Annotated in this window: 14 protein-coding genes; 10 read left to right on the top strand and 4 right to left on the bottom strand. The window is 72.1% G+C overall.

The window, feature by feature from the left end:
- Window positions 1-193 precede the first annotated feature (193 nt).
- The 3 genes from IRX98_RS03720 (at window position 194) to IRX98_RS03710 (ending at window position 3,745) form a co-directional block, all read left to right on the top strand.
- Window positions 194-1,096: a phosphotransferase family protein gene (locus tag IRX98_RS03720; RefSeq protein ID WP_224273946.1), complete on the top strand. Its 903-nt coding sequence runs from the start codon at window positions 194-196 to the stop codon at window positions 1,094-1,096.
- Window positions 1,097-1,325: 229 nt separating this feature from the next.
- Window positions 1,326-2,813, top strand: a complete 1,488-nt coding sequence (gene rpsA / locus IRX98_RS03715) for a 30S ribosomal protein S1 (protein WP_224273945.1) — start codon at window positions 1,326-1,328, stop codon at window positions 2,811-2,813.
- Window positions 2,814-2,902: 89 nt separating this feature from the next.
- Complete coding sequence (locus tag IRX98_RS03710; protein ID WP_224273944.1) at window positions 2,903-3,745, top strand: patatin-like phospholipase family protein; 843 nt, start codon at window positions 2,903-2,905, stop codon at window positions 3,743-3,745.
- A 27-nt stretch (window positions 3,746-3,772) separates the two neighbouring features.
- On the opposite strand, the gene IRX98_RS03705 is transcribed toward IRX98_RS03710, so the two are convergent.
- A complete protein-coding gene (locus IRX98_RS03705) occupies window positions 3,773-5,038 on the bottom strand; it encodes a class I adenylate-forming enzyme family protein (protein WP_224273942.1) in 1,266 nt (421 codons plus the stop codon).
- A 113-nt stretch (window positions 5,039-5,151) separates the two neighbouring features.
- Between IRX98_RS03705 and IRX98_RS03700 the strand changes: the two genes are divergently transcribed.
- Window positions 5,152-6,102: a GlxA family transcriptional regulator gene (locus tag IRX98_RS03700; protein WP_224273941.1), complete on the top strand. Its 951-nt coding sequence runs from the start codon at window positions 5,152-5,154 to the stop codon at window positions 6,100-6,102.
- Window positions 6,103-6,168: 66 nt separating this feature from the next.
- A complete protein-coding gene (locus IRX98_RS03695) occupies window positions 6,169-7,446 on the top strand; it encodes an aspartate aminotransferase type Ic (protein ID WP_224273940.1) in 1,278 nt (425 codons plus the stop codon).
- 64 nt (window positions 7,447-7,510) lie between these two features.
- On the opposite strand, the gene IRX98_RS03690 is transcribed toward IRX98_RS03695, so the two are convergent.
- On the bottom strand, window positions 7,511-9,364 hold the full coding sequence (locus tag IRX98_RS03690) for an ABC transporter ATP-binding protein (RefSeq protein ID WP_308044392.1): 1,854 nt from the start codon (window positions 9,362-9,364) through the stop codon (window positions 7,511-7,513).
- 85 nt (window positions 9,365-9,449) lie between these two features.
- Between IRX98_RS03690 and IRX98_RS03685 the strand changes: the two genes are divergently transcribed.
- From IRX98_RS03685 to IRX98_RS03675, 3 genes are read left to right on the top strand one after another with little or no spacing between them, the layout of a single operon-like run.
- Window positions 9,450-9,896, top strand: a complete 447-nt coding sequence (locus IRX98_RS03685) for a MarR family winged helix-turn-helix transcriptional regulator (protein WP_224273939.1) — start codon at window positions 9,450-9,452, stop codon at window positions 9,894-9,896.
- Window positions 9,893-10,489, top strand: a complete 597-nt coding sequence (coaE, locus tag IRX98_RS03680; RefSeq protein ID WP_224273938.1) for a dephospho-CoA kinase — start codon at window positions 9,893-9,895, stop codon at window positions 10,487-10,489. The genes IRX98_RS03685 and coaE overlap by 4 nt, the downstream gene beginning before the upstream one ends.
- Window positions 10,490-10,529: 40 nt before the next feature.
- Window positions 10,530-11,840, top strand: a complete 1,311-nt coding sequence (locus IRX98_RS03675) for a glycoside hydrolase family 3 N-terminal domain-containing protein (RefSeq protein ID WP_224273937.1) — start codon at window positions 10,530-10,532, stop codon at window positions 11,838-11,840.
- Between the two features lie 4 nt (window positions 11,841-11,844).
- On the opposite strand, the gene IRX98_RS03670 is transcribed toward IRX98_RS03675, so the two are convergent.
- Together IRX98_RS03670 and IRX98_RS03665 are read right to left on the bottom strand one after the other, a co-directional pair.
- Entirely contained in the window at window positions 11,845-12,807 is a 963-nt protein-coding gene (locus tag IRX98_RS03670; RefSeq protein WP_207085216.1) for a sigma-70 family RNA polymerase sigma factor, read from the bottom strand.
- A gap of 619 nt (window positions 12,808-13,426) precedes the next feature.
- The gene (locus IRX98_RS03665) at window positions 13,427-14,731 is read right to left on the bottom strand and encodes a DNA polymerase IV (RefSeq protein WP_224273935.1); all 1,305 of its coding nucleotides are present in this window, start codon (window positions 14,729-14,731) and stop codon (window positions 13,427-13,429) included.
- A 184-nt stretch (window positions 14,732-14,915) separates the two neighbouring features.
- On the opposite strand from IRX98_RS03665, the gene IRX98_RS03660 reads away from it, so the two are divergent.
- Complete coding sequence (locus IRX98_RS03660) at window positions 14,916-15,920, top strand: DUF4192 domain-containing protein (protein WP_224273933.1); 1,005 nt, start codon at window positions 14,916-14,918, stop codon at window positions 15,918-15,920.
- 64 nt (window positions 15,921-15,984) lie between these two features.
- Complete coding sequence (locus IRX98_RS03655; protein WP_224273931.1) at window positions 15,985-17,448, top strand: glutamate-cysteine ligase family protein; 1,464 nt, start codon at window positions 15,985-15,987, stop codon at window positions 17,446-17,448.
- Window positions 17,449-17,455: the final 7 nt, after the last annotated feature.

The raw sequence follows: 17,455 nt of genomic DNA, 5'->3' as shown, positions 1-17,455 counted from the left end.
TGACCGGTGCTGTCGTGCCTGCATCTGGAACCCCCTGGGTGCTCGGCGTCCGTAGATCTTCGGGAGATCCACGCGACGTCTGGAAGCGATCTATCCAGATGAACGAGCAATCCACGAGAAGGTGACACAAACGTTGCCCACTGGGAGGAGACCGCCGGTACGCGGCCTGGCGACCCCGTGCCACGATGAGTCGGTGAGTGAGTCCACGACGTCGTTGACGCCTCTGCCCGGGGGCCACTCCGGCCGCACCTTCGTCGCCGACGCCGCCGGCGAGCGGGTCGTCGTACGGATCTACCCGCCCGGTGACCGGCGCGGGGCCGCGGCCCCGGAGGTCGACCGGTCCGTGCTGCGACTCGTGCGCGGCCTGGTGCCTGTGCCGGACGTTCTGGAGGTGCGCCGCGGGGTCACCGAGGAGGACGTCCCGGGCCTGTTGGTGACGTCCTTCGTGCCCGGCGAGCGCGGCGACCTCGCCGTGCAGCGTCTGGTGGACAACGGCGACACCGACGGGCTGACCCGTCTCGGCCGGTCGCTGGGCGACGTGGCGGCCGCGCTCGCCGGGATGCCCCAGCTGCGACCCGGTCCGTTCGTCGACGCCGAGCTGCGGCTGGGACGCTTCCCCGCCGACGACCTGCTCGAGTGGGCGGCCAGCCGCCTGCGCGGGTGGTCGGACGCGCGGCTGGATGCCCTGTCCGACGTCTGCGGACCCGCGCAGGACCTGCTGGACGAGGTGGGGCGTGCCAGCCTCGTGCACGGCGACCTCAACCCCAAGAACGTCTTGGTCGCCCCCGAGGGCCTCGAGGTCACCGCGGTGCTCGACTGGGAGTACGCCCACGCCGGCCACCCGTGGACGGACCTCGGGAACCTGCTCCGCTTCGAGCGCCACCCGGCGTACGTCGCCGCGGTCCTCGACGCCTGGGTCGCGGTGCGCGGGGGAGACCCGGTCGGCGTCCTCGAGGGCGCCCGCGCCGCTGATCTCTGGGCCCTCGTGGACCTCGCCTCACGGGCGGGGGAGAATCCGGTGGCGGACCGCGCCGAGACGCTGCTCCTGGCCATCGCGGAGACCGCTGACGTGCACGCGTGGCCGTTCGGCCGCTGAGCGTGCCGTGAGCGTGGGGTGAGCGTGGCGCGAGGGCGCCTGCCCGGTTGGACGTGCGCGGTCGCAGGCGCGTACTCTTGTGTGCTGCGCCAGACGTCTGCCCGGTTTCCGTACCGAGCGAACCCCGGCTCGCCGAGCTCTCGTCAGTGACACGTCACCGTCGTGGCCCAGTGAAACAGGCTTTGCGCGCGTCCGCACGACTCCATCCATCCAAGGAAATTCCTTCCATATGACGAGCACGCTCTCCACTCTTCCGGACTACGACGCGCCCCAGGTCGCGATCAACGACATCGGGTCCGAAGAGGACTTCCTCGCGGCAATCGACGCGACCATCAAGTACTTCAACGACGGCGACATCGTCGAGGGCACCATCGTCAAGGTGGACCGCGACGAGGTCCTCCTCGACATCGGCTACAAGACCGAGGGCGTCATCCCCTCGCGCGAGCTGTCGATCAAGCACGACGTCGACCCCAACGAGGTCGTTTCCGTGGGCGACAAGGTCGAGGCCCTGGTCCTCCAGAAGGAGGACAAGGAAGGCCGCCTGATCCTGTCCAAGAAGCGTGCTCAGTACGAGCGTGCCTGGGGCACCATCGAGCAGGTCAAGGAGGAGGACGGCGTCGTCGAGGGCACCGTCATCGAGGTCGTCAAGGGTGGCCTCATCATCGACATCGGCCTGCGCGGCTTCCTGCCCGCCTCGCTCGTGGAGATGCGTCGCGTCCGCGACCTGCAGCCCTACGTCGGCCAGGTCCTCGAGGCCAAGATCATCGAGCTCGACAAGAACCGCAACAACGTGGTCCTGTCGCGCCGTGCCTGGCTCGAGCAGACCCAGTCCGAGGTGCGTCACGGGTTCCTCACCCAGCTCCAGAAGGGCCAGATCCGCAAGGGTGTCGTGTCCTCGATCGTCAACTTCGGTGCCTTCGTGGACCTCGGTGGCGTCGACGGCCTGGTCCACGTCTCCGAGCTGTCGTGGAAGCACATCGACCACCCGTCCGAGGTCGTCGCCGTGGGCGACGAGGTCACCGTCGAGGTCCTCGACGTGGACATGGACCGCGAGCGTGTCTCCCTGTCGCTGAAGGCGACGCAGGAGGACCCGTGGCAGCACTTCGCCCGCACCCACCAGATCGGCCAGATCGTGCCGGGCAAGGTCACCAAGCTGGTGCCCTTCGGCTCGTTCGTCCGCGTCGAGGAGGGCATCGAGGGCCTGGTGCACATCTCCGAGCTCGCCGAGCGTCACGTCGAGATCCCCGAGCAGGTCGTCCAGGTCAACGACGACGTCATGGTCAAGATCATCGACATCGACCTCGAGCGTCGCCGGATCTCGCTGTCGCTCAAGCAGGCCAACGAGACCGCTGCCGCCGCTGACGTGGAGGAGTTCGACCCCACGCTCTACGGCATGACCGCGACCTACGACGAGCAGGGCAACTACGTCTACCCCGAGGGCTTCGACCCCGAGACGGGCGAGTGGCTCGAGGGCTTCGACGAGCAGCGTGCGGTCTGGGAGGACCAGTACGCCAAGGCGCACGCGCGCTGGGAGCAGCACGTCAAGCAGCAGGCGGACGCCAAGGTCGCCGAGGCCGAGGCCGGCGAGGCCACGTCCTACTCCTCGGGCGGCGACGTCGCCGAGGGTGGCGAGTCCGGTGGCGACACCGGCGGCTCGCTCGCCTCCGACGAGGCGCTGCAGGCGCTCCGCGAGAAGCTCACGGGTGGCCAGGCCTGATCGGCTGACCCCCTGATCTGAGACGCACAGCACGACGGCCCGCCGGGATCCCCGGCGGGCCGTTGTCGTGCGTGGGGTAGAACTGCCGCATGACAGGACACGGGCGTACGGCACTCGTCCTCGGCGGCGGTGGGATCACGGGCATCGCGTGGGAGATCGGCATCATCGCCGGCCTGGCCGAGGCGGGGATCGACCTCACTGACGCCGACATCGTGGTGGGCACGTCCGCCGGCTCGGTGGTCGGCGCCCAGGTCGCCAACGACGTACCTCCCGCAGACCTCTACGCCGCGCAGCTCGAGCCACCCGACGCCGAGCTCGGCGGTCGGCTGTCGCGCATCGCTGCCCTCAAGCTCGCACCGCCCTACCTCCTGCCCGGCAGCGGCCGCGACAAGCTGGCCCGGGTCGGCCGCGTGGCGCGCGCGGCCCACGAGCCCGGGAGCATCGACCGCGAGGGCGTGATCCGTTCCCGGCTACCCGTCCACGCCTGGCCCGAGCGCGACCTGCGCATCACGGCAGTGGACGCGGAGAGCGGTGAGTTCACCGTCTTCACCGCCGAGTCCGGGGTCGACCTCGTCTCGGCGGTGGCCGCGAGCTGTGCCGTGCCGACGGTGTGGCCGCCGGTCGAGATCGGGGGTCGGTCCTACATGGACGGCGGGATGCGCTCGACCGCCAACGTCGACGTGGCCCGCGACGTCGAGCGCGTGGTGGTGCTGGCGCCCCTGCCGAGGTCGCTGAGCAAGAAGACGTCCATCCGGGCGCAGCTCGAGCGCGTGGCCCCCCGGGAGTGGTCGGTGGTGACGCCGGACCCCGAGGCGCTGGCGGCCTTCGGGCGCAACCTGCTCGACCCGGCGAGGCGCAAGGACGCCGCCGAGGCCGGGCTGCGCCAGTCGCGCGGTCTGGTCGACGAGATCCGGCACGTGTGGACGGCCTGAGCCTGCACGGACCCCGGGTCGGCCGCGTCAGCCGGAGAGGTCGGCCAGTGCGTCGCGGCGTACCTTGCCGGTCGCGGTCATCGGCAGCTCGCCGACCGTGACGTAGTCCTTCGGCCGCTTGGCGGGTGCGAGCACCCGGCGTGCGTGTGCGTCGAGGTCGTCGGGTGAGGCGGTGCCGACGACGGCGGCGCACACGCGCTGGCCCCACCGCTCGTCCGCGACGCCGAACACGGCGACGTCCTCGACGGCCGGGTGCTCGCGCAGCGCGTTCTCGACCTCCAGGGGATAGACGTTGACCCCTCCGGAGATGATCAGGTCCGTACGCCGTCCGTCCAGGTGGACGTAGCCGTCGGCGTCGATCCGGCCGACGTCGCCGACGGTGAAGGCGGGCCCGGAAGGCGTGTCCCGCCATGCCGCGCCGGTCTGCTCGGGTGCGCCGAGGTAGGTGAACCTGGCGTGGGAGGGCACCGCGCACCAGATCCGCCCGTCCTCGTCCGTGGTCAGGGTGCGACCCGGGCGGGCCCGACCGACGGTGCCGGGGCGGGTGAGCCACTCCTCGGACCGGCACGCGGTGAACTGGCCCTCGGTGGAGCCGTAGAACTCCCACGTGGAGCCGTCGGGGAACAGCTCGACGATCCGGTGCTTGACCGCGGCCGGGCACGGTGCGCCGGCGTGTGCGACGAGCCGGAAGGACGACAGATCGGGTACGCCGACCTCGTCCCAGTGCGCGAGGAGCCGCTGGAGGTGCGTCGGCACGCAGAACATCGTCGTGGGGCGGGCCGCCTCGATGGCGGCGGTCACGGCTGCCGGGTCGAACTTCCCCGGCACCTCGATCCGGCCGCCGGCGAGCAGCGTCCCCATGGCGAAGCGCAGGGGTGCGGAGTGGTGCAGGGGACTGAGGACGAGGTTGACGTCGGACGCGTCGAACCCCCAGAGGTCACGCTCCTCCGCCACCAGGGCCGAGGCCTCGACGTCGTCCAGCAGGCCGGACCAGACGCCCTTGGGGGTGCCGGTGGTCCCGCTCGTGCAGTGGATGGGGCGCCCGCGGGGCAGTGAGCTCCTCCGGTCCGCGCGACCGGCCAGCAGGGTGTCGACCTGCTCCTGCGAGGTGACGAGGAGGTCGGGCTCGATGGGGGCGAGGATGCGCTCGCGTTCGGACGCGGTGAGGGCGGGGTCGAGCGGGACCGGGAAGATCCCGTCAGCCAGAAGCGCGAGCACCAGGTCGACGTACGCCGGCGAGCCGGGGACGAGCAGGGCGACCCGCGAGCCCTCCACCAACCCGTCGTCGCCCATGCCCCGCATTGTGCCGGGTCGCCCGCGCCCGTCGGTCGCGGGGACGGGCGATGGGCATGGCAGGAATCGCACTGCCAGTTGAGTTCCTGCCATCGGCAGTGCATGCTGGCGCCATGAAGAAGGTCGCCGTCGTGGTGCAGGGCCAGCCCGAGCCGTTCGGGCTGGGAGCGCTGTGCGAGGTGTGGGCCGAGCCCTACCACCCCGAGGACGACAACCCGGTCTTCGACTTCGTCGTCGTGACCCCTGAGCCCGGCAGGCTCCGCACGCGGGCCGGCTTCGACCTCGTGGTCGAGCACGAGCTGGAGGAGGCCGCCGACGCCGACCTGGTCTGCCTCGCGCCCAAGGGCAACTACCTCGAGACGTCCCCGGAGGTGTCCCAGCTGCTCCTGGACGCCCACGACCGGGGCGCGATGCTCTTCGCTCACTGCTCGGCGACCTTCATGCTGGCGCAGGCCGGCCTCCTCGACGGTCGTCGATGCACCACGCACTGGCGCTACGCCGCCGAGCTGGCCGAGCGCCACCCGGAGGCGATCGTGGACCGCGACGTCCTCTACGTGCAGGACGGGTCGATCGTCACCGGCGCGGGCTCGGCCGCCGCGCTGGACGCCGCGCTGCACGTGATGCGCCAGCAGTTCGGCGCCAAGGTGGCCGCCACCACCGCCCGGCGGATGGTCGTGCCGCCGCACCGCGACGGCGGTCAGGCGCAGTTCATCGCCCGGCCGGTCCCGGTCTGTGAGTCCGAGGCGCTCGCGCCGCTGCTGGCGTGGATCAGCGAGCACCTGGGCGAGGACCTCGACGTCGAGACCCTCGCGCGCCAGGTGCACATGTCGGCGCGCACCTTCGCCCGCCGCTTCAAGGAGGAGACCGGGACGACGCCCTACAGCTGGATCCTCGGCGAGCGGGTGCGTGCGGCGCAGGAGCTGCTCGAGCAGACCGACCACCCGGTCGACTGGGTCGCCGGAGAGGTCGGGTTCGGCAACGCCGCCACGCTGCGCCACCACTTCGGTCGCTCGCGCGGGGTCAGCCCGCAGGAGTACCGGCGTACGTTCCGGCTGACCGCCTGAGTCGTGCGTCCCGATCCGTGGCTCCACCCGGGGGACCGCAGGACGGTCCTCGGTAGCCTTGCCCGCGTGACCGCGACTGCGCTGACCGACCTCTCCGCCGACGACCTCGCCGCCCTGCTCGAGCAGCAGCGCGCCGCCTACGAGGAGCTGAAGGCGCGCGGGCTGAAGCTCGACCTGACGCGCGGCAAGCCGTCGTCGCAGCAGCTCGACCTCTCCGACGCGCTGCTGCACCTGCCGACCTCGACGAAGGACGCGGCCGGTGTCGACGTACGCAACTACGGCGGGCTCGAGGGCCTGCGCGAGCTGCGCGAGATGTTCGCCGAGCTGCTGTGGGTCGAGCCCGACCAGGTCGTCGCAGGCGGCAACTCGAGTCTCACGATCATGCGTGACTGCCTCGTCTACCTGATGCTCTTCGGCGGCGTCGACTCCGAGCGGCCGTGGAGCCAGGAGGAGAAGGTGCGCTTCGTCTGCCCGGTGCCCGGCTACGACCGTCACTTCACCCTGCTGGAGAGCCTGGGCATCGAGATGGTGACGGTGCCGATGCACGACGACGGCCCCGACGTCGACGCCGTCGCCGCGCTGGTCGCGGACGACCCGAGCATCAAGGGCATGTGGATCGTGCCGACGTACGCCAACCCGACGGGCGCCGTCGTGAGCCAGGACGTCGCCGCCCGCCTGGCGGCGATGCCGACGGCCGCGCCGGACTTCAAGATCTTCTGGGACAACGCCTACGCGCTGCACCACCTGACCGAGGACGAGGCGAAGAGCGCCGACATCCTCACCCTCGCCTCGGCGGCGGGGCACCCGCACCGGCCGATCATGTTCGCCTCGACGTCGAAGATCACCTACGCCGGCGCAGGCGTGGCCTTCCTGGCCGCGTCCACCGCCAACGTCGCGTGGTACCTCGGGCACCTCGGCAACGGCTCGATCGGACCCGACAAGGTCAACCACCTGCGCCACGCCGAGTTCTTCGGCTCGCCCGACGGCGTGCGCGAGCACATGCGCAAGCACCGCGAGATCATCGCGCCGAAGTTCGCCGAGGTGGACCGGGTGCTGACCGAGCGCCTCGACGGGCGCGGCGTGGCGACGTGGAACAAGCCCGCCGGCGGCTACTTCGTCAACCTCGACGTCGTGCCGGGCACGGCGTCGCGCGTCGTGGCGCTGGCCAAGGAGGCGGGCATCGCGCTGACCCCTGCGGGCTCGTCGTTCCCCTACAAGCAGGACCCGGACGACACCAACATCCGCCTCGCGCCCACGATGCCGCCGCTCGCGGAGGTCACCGAGGCCATGGACGCCGTCGCGACGTGCGTGCTGCTGGCGGCCGCCGAGGAGGCGTCCGCCTGAGCCGGCCGGGAGGCGTACGTCACGGGATCTCGAGGTGCGAACCCCGGATTCCCATGACGTCCGCTCAGGCGGCCGAGCGTTCGCGCTCGAGCCCGCCGCGCACCAGGTCGGCGTAGCGGCCACCGCGGAGCAGCAGCTCCTCGTGGGTGCCGAGCTCGACCACGCGCCCGTCGTGGAGCACGGCGATCTGGTCGGCGTCGCGCACCGTGGAGAGTCGGTGCGCGATGGTGATGGTGGTGCGGGTCGCGGACACGGACGCGAAGGTCTCCAGGATGGCCCGCTCGGTCTCGTTGTCCAGCGCGCTGGTGGCCTCGTCGAGGACCAGCACCGCCGGGTCGCGCAGGAGGGTGCGCGCGATCGCCAGGCGCTGCTGCTCGCCGCCGGAGAAGCGGTGGCCGCGGGAGCCCACGAGGGTGTCGTAGCCGTCGGGGAGCGACGCCACGAGCTCGTGGATGCGGGCACGGCGGCAGGCGTCCTCGATCTCGGCGTCGGTGGCGTCGGGGCGGGCGTGGCGCAGGTTGTCGCGCACGCTGGCGTGCATCAGGTAGGTCTCCTGCGTCACGACGCCCACGAGCTCGGCGAGGTCGGCCGAGGCCAGGTCGCGGACGTCGACACCGTCGATGGTGACGCTCCCGGTCGTGACGTCGCGCAGGCGCGGGACCAGTGACGCCAGCGTCGACTTGCCGCTGCCGGTCTCGCCGACCAGCGCGAGGGTGGAGCCGGCCGAGACGACGAGGTCGATCCCGGCGAGGACCGGCCGGTCGGGGTCGTAGCCGAAGCCCACGCCGTCGAACCGCACCTCGCCGCGGGCCGACGTGCGTTCGAGGCGGGTCGGGTCGCTCGCCTCGACGAGGTCGACCGGCAGGTCGGCGTACTCGAAGATGCGGCTGAAGAGCGCCATCGAGGCGGTCAGGTCGACCCCGACGTTGAGCAGGCCCATCAGCGGGCGGAAGAGGTTGCCCTGGAGGGCGATGAAGGCAACCAGGGTGCCGATGGTCATCCCACCCGACGTCGCGGGGAGGCCGGCGGCGAGGTAGATCGCGGCCGGCACGGCAGCGAAGACGACGTTCATCGTCGCCATCCGCCAGCGGCCGGCGAGGCGGGAGCGGATCTCCAGGCCGACCAGGTCGGACGAGGTCTCGTCGAACCTCGCGGTGAGGCGCGGTGACGCTCCGAGGGTCTTGGACAGCAGCACCCCGCTGACGGAGAGGCCCTCCTCGATCTGGACGTGGAGGTCGGCGAGGCGGCGCTGCCTCTCGCCGGTGATGCGGTGGCGCATCCGCGCGACCTGCCGGGTGAGCAGCACGGCCGGCGGCAGGACCACCAGCGAGATGAGCGCGAGCCGCCAGCTGAGGGCGACCATCGCGACCGCCGTGCCCGCCACGACGGTGACGTTGGCGGCGATCGAGGTCGCGGTCTGGGTCACGACCCCCTGCATGCTGCCGATGTCGTTGACCAGGCGCGACTGCACCTCGCCCCCGCGGGTGCGGGTGAAGAAGTCGAGCGACTGGCGCTGGAGGTGGGCGAAGAGGTCGCTGCGCAGGCGGTGCATCACCTGCTGGCCGACGGAGGTCGAGAGCCAGGTCTGCACGACGCCGATCGCGGCGGTCGCGATCGCGACGGCGAGCATCGCGCCGACCAGGACCAGCAGGAGGCGTACGTCCTGGCGCGGCAGCGCCTCGTCGATGACGTGGCGCACGAGGAAGGGCTGGGCCAGCGAGACGGTCGAGCTCAGCACGATCAGGGCCACGACGACGGTGAGCGTCGAGCGATGCGGCGCGAAGAGGCGCGCCACGCGGCGCAGCGAGACGGGAGAGTCCGCGAGCTGCCGCACGTCGGCGGGGTCGGGCCGCCCGCCGCGGCGGGAGCGGCTCGAGGGGGAGTCGGACCGGGATCCGGGTCGGGAGAGGTCTTCCATGCGACCAGCTCCTCTCTGGGACGAGGGATGTATGTGAGGTAACCTCACTATGAGGTCACAACCGGACAGGACGCGGAGATATTCCATGGACGCACGCCCCTCTCCACGACCGGGGTCGCAGGAGCACACCGGCGACCTCGTCATGGCCCTCGCGCGACGGGTGCGACGTGCGTACGCCGACGCCCTCGCCGAGTGGCACATCACCCCGGCGCAGTCCCGGGCCCTTCGCGTGCTCGCCTCCCGCCCCGGGGGCATGCGTCCCTCGGTGCTCGCCGAGGAGCTGGGGATCGCTCCGCGCTCGGCCACCGAGGTGGCCGACGCCCTGGAGGAGCACGGGTGGTTGCGGCGTGCGGGCGACCCCAGCGACCGGCGGGCCACCACCCTCACCCTCACCGACGCCGGCCTGGACCTCGTCGGACGCATCGAGCAGGTGCGCCTCGAGGCGTCCGAACGGGTCCTGGACGTGCTCACGCCGGCGCAGCGCCGTACGCTCCACGAGATGCTGACCGTCGTCGTGGGGGAGGACCAGTGACCGTCCGGGTGGGACTCACCGGGGGCATCGCCTCCGGCAAGAGCACGGTGTCGGCGATCCTCGCCGAGCTGGGCGCCGTGGTCATCGACGCCGACGCGATCGCGCGCGAGGTGGTCGCGCAGGGCACGTCGGGGCTGGAGGCGGTCGTGGCCGAGTTCGGGCCCGGACTGCTGACGCCCGGGGGAGACCTGGACCGGCCGGCGATGGGCGCCCTGGTCTTCGCCGACGCGGGTGCCCGCAAGCGCCTCGAGGCGATCATCCACCCCCTCGTCCACCGGCGCAGTGCCGAGCTCGAGGCCGCAGCCGATGCCGACGCCGTGGTCGTCCACGACATCCCGCTGCTGGCCGAGGTCGGCCGGGCCGGCTCGTTCGATGCCGTGATGGTGGTGGACGCGCCCACGGAGGTCCGGGTGGCACGCATGGTCGGTGACCGCGGATGGACCCGCGAGGAGGCCGAGTCGCGCATCGCCGCGCAAGCCTCGAGGGAGGAGCGGCTCTCGATCGCGACCCACGTGGTCGACAACACCGGCTCGCTCGACGACCTGCGCCGTCGCGTCGAGGACGTGTACGCCGAGCTGGCCGCGCGGGCCTGACGTTTCCGGTTCGCGTGGGTGGGGCCGGTAGCCTCCACGCGTGCTTCCGATCCGACCCCGACTGGCCGTGATCGCGACGGGTGTCCTGCTCGTGAGCGGCTGCGCCGGCCTCAGCCCGACGTCCGACGACGCGGCGCCCGCGACCTCCGCGCCGTCGTCCTCCGCCCCGCCCACCGCCGCGTCTCCCGAGGCCGAGGAGACCGAGGACCCGGACGCCCCGACCTCCTGGGGGCCCACCGTGGGCGAGCTCGACGCGGCCCGCGAGCTCGTCAGCACCTGGACCCCCGAGCAGCTCGCCGGCGGTGTGATCGTGGGACGCTTCCACGGCACCGATCCTGCGGAGCCCGCGCGGATGGTGCGCGACCTGCACCTCGCGGGTGTCTCGGTCACCGGGGCCAACGTCGCCGACCTCGACCAGGTGCGGGCGATGACCGCCGGCATCGCGCAGGCCGCAGCGGACGACGGACGCGACTTCCCGCCCGTGATCGGCGTGGACCAGGAGGGCGGCTACGTCTCCCACCTGCGGGGCATCGCCACCGAGTTCCCGCACTTCGCCTCTGCCGGCCAGGCCATCGCCGCCGACCCCAAGGAGGGGCGCCGGGCCACCCGCGTAGCAGCGCTGACCACGGCCCTCGAGCTGCGCGGCCTCGGCTTCACCTGGGTGTTCGCCCCCGTCGCCGACGTGACCATCGGCGCCGCCGACCCGACGATCGGCGCCCGCTCGCCGTCGACGGACCCGGAGCTCGCGGCCGACGCCGTCTCGTCGGCGATCAAGGGCTACGACGCAGCCGGCATCGTCTCGACGGTCAAGCACTTCCCGGGCCACGGGACCGCGACCAGCGACAGCCACGACACGCTGCCCGTCGTCGACTCACCCCTGGGGGAGATCGAGGCGCACGACCTGCCGCCCTTCGAGGCCGCGATCGACAAGGCCGCCCCCGCAGTGATGCTGAGCCACCTCGACCTCACCGCGATCGCGCCCGGCGTGCCGGCCAGCATGGCCCCGGAGGTGTACGACCTGCTGCGCGACGACCTCGGCTTCGAGGGGGTGGCCATCACCGACTCGCTCGGCATGGGCGCGGTCGGCGGGCGGCCGACCCCGGCCCTCCAGGCGCTGAAGGCGGGCGCCGACCTGCTCCTGATGCCGGTCGAGACCGCGACGACGCACCAGATCGTCACCGACGCGATCATCGCCGGCGACGTCTCGCGCGAGCGGGTCGAGGAGGCAGCCGCGCGGGTGGTGGCGCTCCAGGTGTGGCAGGCACGCGTGGCAGCACAGCGGCCCGTGCCCGCCGACGTGGTCGAACGGGCACGGGCCGCGAGTGCGGACCTGTTGTCCGCGTCGTACTAGGCGATCAGGCAGCCAGGTCGGGGTCGCCGGCGCGGCGGAGCTTCTGGAGCGCCTCCCGCTCGAGCTGGCGGACCCGCTCGGCAGAGATGCCGTGGCGTGCGCCGATGTCGGCGAGCTTGTGCTGACGGCCGTCGGCCAGGCCGTAGCGCGCCCGGACGATGTCGGCCGAGCGCTCGTCCAGGATCCCCACGAGGTCCTCGAGCCGCTGGCGCGCCTCGACGTCCAGGAAGTTGAGGTCCGGACCCGGCGCGGTCTCCTGGGCCATCAGGTCACCCAGCGAGGTGTCGCCGTCCTCGTCGACGGGGGTGTCGAGGGAGACGTGGTCGCGCCCCCAGCTCATCAGGTCGAGCACGCGGTCGAGCTCCATCCCGAGCTCCGTGGCGATCTCCTGCGGCTCCGGGTCGCGGCCGAGCTGGCGCTCCAGCGTGCGACGGGCGCTGCCGACCTGGTTGAGCTCCTCGACGACGTGGACGGGGAGGCGGACGACGCGGGCCTGCTGGGCGATGCCTCGCGTGATGGCCTGGCGCACCCACCAGGTGGCGTACGTCGAGAACTTGTAGCCCTTGGTGTAGTCGAACTTCTCCACGGCGCGGATCAGTCCGGTGTTGCCCTCCTGGATCAGGTCGAGCATCGGCATCTGGGAGCGGCCGTACTTGCGGGCGATGGAGACGACGAGCCTGAGGTTGGCCTCGATGAAGCGGTCCACCGCGAGGCGTCCCTGCTCGGCCAGCCACTCGAGCTCCTCCTCGTTGGCGCTCATCGGGGCGCCGCCCTTGCGGCGACCGATGCGACCGGTGTCGAGGAGGTGCTGGGCCAGCAGGCCAGCCTCGATGGTCTTGGACAGCTCGACCTCGGTCTCGGCGTCGAGGAGCGGGGTGCGGGCGATCTCGTCGAGGTAAAGGCCGACGCTGTCGCGGCCCTCGATCTCACGCGTGGTGGTGGTGCGCTTGGCCTGTGCGGTGCTCATCTGGTCCTCCTGCTCCTCGTGCGGCCACCCCTGTGTCGCACGTCTGGTCCAACGCCTGTGTCCGTTGCGGGATTCCCGAACGGATTGCTCGGTGCCTTCACCTGACTTGACGCGCCAGTGGCTGCCGGAATTCCACGATTCCGGAACTCTCAGGGACTTCTCAGGGGTTCCCTCCTGCGCCCGGAACATGCGCGGCCCGCGCGAGAGCGGGCCGACGACCGCTGTGGAGGAGCGCGCCATCTCTGTGGATCGTGGGCCGACTTCTGTGGGCAACCCTGTGGGACCGCGGGTTTGTCGGGTTGAAGCCTTGCGCCGTGGCGCCCGCGGGCATAGAACTCTCCCTACCGGTGCCGCTTCGGCGGGGCCGGGGATCGCATCGAAGGATCAGTCCCACCCGGCGAGCTCGCTCGCCGCGCAGGCCCGGTGGCGGGGTCGGCGGGGACCGGATGCCGGTGCGGTGGTCCGGACGCCACCACCGCCGGACACATCGAGGGGCTCCCGATGCTCATACCATCTGGAGCCCCTCAACCTGTGTGCCCCTCGAGGGGGCCCGACACGGGCGGAGGCGCGCAACCTGCGACCGGTGAACACCCGTCGACGGATCGGTCCCGCTTCCGGCTCAGTCCTCGGCGGGCGGTTCGAGCCGGTGCAGCGCAGGGTCGTCGTCGCGGAAGCTGCGCACCGGGCCGGGGGGAGTGTCGGCGGTCTCGAAGCGCACCGTGACCACGCCGGAGCCCGATCCCCAGACCCAGCCCTGTCCCATCTCGTCGTGCACGACGTCCGCGCCGGGCGGCCAGGTGCGTCGCGGCGGCTCGGGCAGCGCCACCTCCTCGGCCTCGTCCTCCTCCGGTGTGGAGCCGAACAGGTCCTCCTGCACCCAGTCGGCCAGCCCGGAGACACCGACTCCGAGGAGCCGCACACCCCCGGTGGTGTCGAGGTCGGCCAGCAGCGACCGGGCGATGCGGGCGATCGTCGCGCCGTCGTCGGTCGGGCTGGACAGGGTGCTGGAGCGATTGAGGGTGGTGAAGTCGTGCAGGCGCACCTTGATCGTCACGGTGCGGCCGGAGAAGCCGTTCTTCCGCATCCGGGCGCCGACGTCGCGCGCCTGACGCGTGAGCAGGCCCTCCATGACCCGGCGGTCGTTGAGGTCGGTGTCGTAGGTCCCCTCGACACTGATCGACTTCGCCTCCCGCTCGGCCAGCACCGGGCGCGGGTCGCGGGCGCGCGCCAGGTGCCACAGCCCGTGTCCCTGCGCCTGGCCCAGCAGGCGTACGAGCTCGTCCTCCTCGACCGCCTCGAGCTCGGCGATCGTGTGGATGCCCGCACGCCGCAGCCGCTCGGCGGTCGCCGGTCCCACGCCGGGGATGACGGTGACCTTCATCGGACGCAGCAGGTCCAGCTCGGTGCCCGGCGGCACCACCGTCATCCCGTCCGGCTTGTCGAGCTCGCTCGCGACCTTGGCGAGGAACTTGGACGAGGCGATGCCCACGGTCGCGGTCAGGCCCCCGGTCACCTCGTGCACGCGCTGGCGCAGCCGCTCGCCCGCGGCAGTCACGGTGGCGACCTCGAGGTCGGGCAGGTCGGCGGCAGCCAGGTCGACGAAGGCCTCGTCGAGGGACAGCGGCTCGACGAGGGGGGAGAGCTCGCGCAGCACCTGCATGACGCGGGTGCTGGTCTCCCGGTAGGCGTGGAAACGGCCGCTGAGGAACGCCGCGTGCGGGCAGCGCGCCCGTGCCTCGCGCCCGGACATCGCCGATCCGACGCCGAAGGTCCGCGCCTCGTAGGACGCCGTGGCCACCACGCCCCGCCCGCCGGTGCCGCCGACGATCACCGGCTTGCCGCGCAGCGACGGCTTGTCGCGCTGCTCGACGGCGGCGAAGAACGCGTCGAGGTCGAGGTGCAGGACCGAGGCGGTCGAACGCATCAGCCGCGCGTCGTCCGCGTCGTCTGTCCGGTCACCGCTCCATCCTCTCAGGGCGTCGCGCCAAGGACTCCGCGGGCGCGTCGTGGGCCACGAACCGTCCACAGGCACGCTGGGGGACCGGTTCTCCACAGGGCCGGACCCGGTCGGGCATGGAGGGTCGGTGGTCGCGGGAAACGTCCTCGTCATGGACACCGCCGACAGCACCCCGTTCCCATCCACCTCCGCCGACCGGGGCTCGCCGCCCCCGACGCTCCTGCGGGCACGCACGCCCGCCGACATCGCTGCCTTCGTCCCCCTTGCCCTCGGGTTCCTGCCCGAGCACTCCGTGGTGATGGTGAGCACCGGGGCGCCGGGCGGCATGCAGGCCCGCGTCGACCTGCCGCACGACCCGGACGACGTGGACGACGTCGTCGAGGCGCTCCTGCGCCCGGCCCGTCGCCACGGCGTGCGCGAGGTCGTCGTCGTGGTCTACGACGACGACACCACGGTGGCCGACGAGGCCGCCTGGGCGATCCACGAGGAGTTCACCGCAGCCGGCGTCGAGGTGCGCGAGGTGCTGCGGGTCCACGACGACCACTGGTACGCCGTCCTGCCGGGCGCGCCGCTGGCGGCCTACCGCGGCGTGCCGTTCGAGCTGGCCGAGCACCCGTTCACCGCCCAGGCCGTCTTCGACGGCCGTGTCACCCACGCCAGCCGCGAGGCCCTGCGCGCGACGATCGCGGTCGACCCCGTCCTCGCTGGTGAGGTCGAGGACGAGATCGGCGCTGCGGTGCCCTTGCCCGCCGGTGCCCTGGGGACGTTGGCGCGCCGGCACCTGGCAGCCGGCACGAGGTTCACCTGCGCCGAGCTGGCGGCCGTCGCGCTGACCGTCACGGCGGGCTCGCTCCGCGATGAGGCGTGGGCCTGCCTGGGACGCACCGACGCACGCGGTGCCGTCGAGCTGTGGTCCGATGCCGTACGCCGCCTGCCGTCTCCCCACGTGGCCGCTCCGGCCGCCGTGCTGGCCTTCGCTGCCTGGCTCGCAGGGGACGGCGCGCTGGCGTGGTGCGCGGTCGACCGCTGCCAGGCCGTCGAGCCCGACCACTCGCTGGCCGGACTGGTCGCCCAGCTGCTCGAGTCCGCCACGTCGCCCGACGACTGGGAGGTGCTGCGACCCCGCCTGGGCGGGACCGCGGATCCCGCTGCCTGACCCGCGCGCTGGACCAGCCTTCGGGACGGTTCCCGCGCCGTGCCCACGACACTAGGGTTCGGGCATGGGTGAAGAGGTCGACCAGCAGGAGTTCAGTCGCGCGGACCGGACGCGGCACCGCGAGAAGGTGCGCCGCAACCTCGACGTCTTCGCGCGCATGCTGCGCGAGGCGCGCTTCGACACCGACGACCCGATGACCGGGCTCGAGATGGAGCTGAACCTCATCGACGACGCCGGCGACCCGGCGCTCAAGAACGCCGAGGTGCTCGAGGCGATCGCGGACCCCGACTTCCAGACCGAGCTCGGCCAGTTCAACATCGAGATCAACCTCGCCCCGGCCAAGCTGCGCGAGGGCGGGCTGAGCACCTTCGAGCAGAGCCTGCGGCACTCTCTCAACGACGCCGAGGAGAAGGCGGCACAGGTCGGGGCGCACCAGGTCGCGATCGGCATCCTGCCGACGCTCGCCGAGGGCCACATGAACCGCGCCAGTCTGAGCGCCAACCCTCGCTACAACCTGCTGTCCGAACAGATCCTCAGCGCCCGCGGGGAGGACATCACCATCAGCATCTCGGGACGCGAGCGGCTCACCACGACCGCGGACTCGATCGTGCCCGAAGCGGCGTGCACCAGCACGCAGTTCCACGTGCAGACCTCGCCCGACCAGTTTGCGGCCTACTGGAACGCCGCCCAGGCGATCGCCGGCGTGCAGCTGGCCGTCTCGGCCAACTCCCCGTTCCTGCTGGGCAAGGAGCTGTGGCGTGAGACCCGCATCCCGCTGTTCGAGCAGGCCACCGACACCCGCAGCGAGGAGCTCAAGGCCCAGGGCGTACGACCGCGCGTGTGGTTCGGCGAGCGGTGGATCACGTCGGTCTTCGACCTCTTCGAGGAGAACGTGCGCTACTTCCCGGCCCTGCTGCCGGTGACCGACGAGGAGGACCCGCTCGAGGTCCTCGAGTCCGGCGGCACGCCGCTGCTGCACGAGCTGCGCCTGCACAACGGCACGATCTACCGCTGGAACCGGCCGGTCTACGACGTGGCGGACGGTGTGCCGCACCTGCGCGTCGAGAACCGGCTGCTCGCCGCGGGCCCGACCGTGGCCGACACGATCGCCAACGCGGCCCTGTGGTTCGGGCTGATCCGATTCCTCGCCGAGAGCGAGCGACCCCTGTGGTCGCAGATGTCCTTCTCGGCGGCGGAGGAGAACTTCCACGTGGCCGCCCAGATGGGCGTCGACGCCCAGGTCTACTGGCCCGGCATCGGCCAGGCGCGCGCCACCGAGCTCGTGCTGCGCCGCCTGCTGCCCATGGCGAAGGCCGGGCTCGACGCGTGGGGCGTGCCCGCCGAGGAGAGCGACCGCTATCTCGGGATCATCGAGCAGCGGTGCCTGCTGGAGACCAGCGGCGCGGCGTGGTTCGTCGATCGGGTGCGCGCACGTGGGGGAGAGGATCGCTTCGACGCCCTGCGCGCCACGCTTCTCGACTACAAGGACCGCATGCACAGCAACGAGCCCGTGCACCTCTGGGACTGAGGCGACC

The organism is Nocardioides lacusdianchii, assembly GCF_020102855.1.
Taxonomy (GTDB): domain Bacteria; phylum Actinomycetota; class Actinomycetes; order Propionibacteriales; family Nocardioidaceae; genus Nocardioides; species Nocardioides lacusdianchii.
This window is presented reverse-complemented; position numbering and strand designations above follow the sequence as displayed.

Coding starts and splice junctions, on each gene's coding strand:
- IRX98_RS03690 (WP_308044392.1), bottom strand. CDS start 9,364: ATGGAAGACCTCTCCCGACCCGGATCCCGGTCCGACTCCCCCTCGAGC.
- IRX98_RS03660 (WP_224273933.1), top strand. CDS start 14,916: ATGGACACCGCCGACAGCACCCCGTTCCCATCCACCTCCGCCGACCGG.
- IRX98_RS03655 (WP_224273931.1), top strand. CDS start 15,985: ATGGGTGAAGAGGTCGACCAGCAGGAGTTCAGTCGCGCGGACCGGACG.
- IRX98_RS03705 (WP_224273942.1), bottom strand. CDS start 5,038: ATGGGCGACGACGGGTTGGTGGAGGGCTCGCGGGTCGCCCTGCTCGTC.
- IRX98_RS03670 (WP_207085216.1), bottom strand. CDS start 12,807: ATGAGCACCGCACAGGCCAAGCGCACCACCACCACGCGTGAGATCGAG.
- IRX98_RS03710 (WP_224273944.1), top strand. CDS start 2,903: ATGACAGGACACGGGCGTACGGCACTCGTCCTCGGCGGCGGTGGGATC.
- IRX98_RS03665 (WP_224273935.1), bottom strand. CDS start 14,731: ATGCGTTCGACCGCCTCGGTCCTGCACCTCGACCTCGACGCGTTCTTC.
- rpsA (WP_224273945.1), top strand. CDS start 1,326: ATGACGAGCACGCTCTCCACTCTTCCGGACTACGACGCGCCCCAGGTC.
- IRX98_RS03700 (WP_224273941.1), top strand. CDS start 5,152: ATGAAGAAGGTCGCCGTCGTGGTGCAGGGCCAGCCCGAGCCGTTCGGG.
- IRX98_RS03685 (WP_224273939.1), top strand. CDS start 9,450: ATGGACGCACGCCCCTCTCCACGACCGGGGTCGCAGGAGCACACCGGC.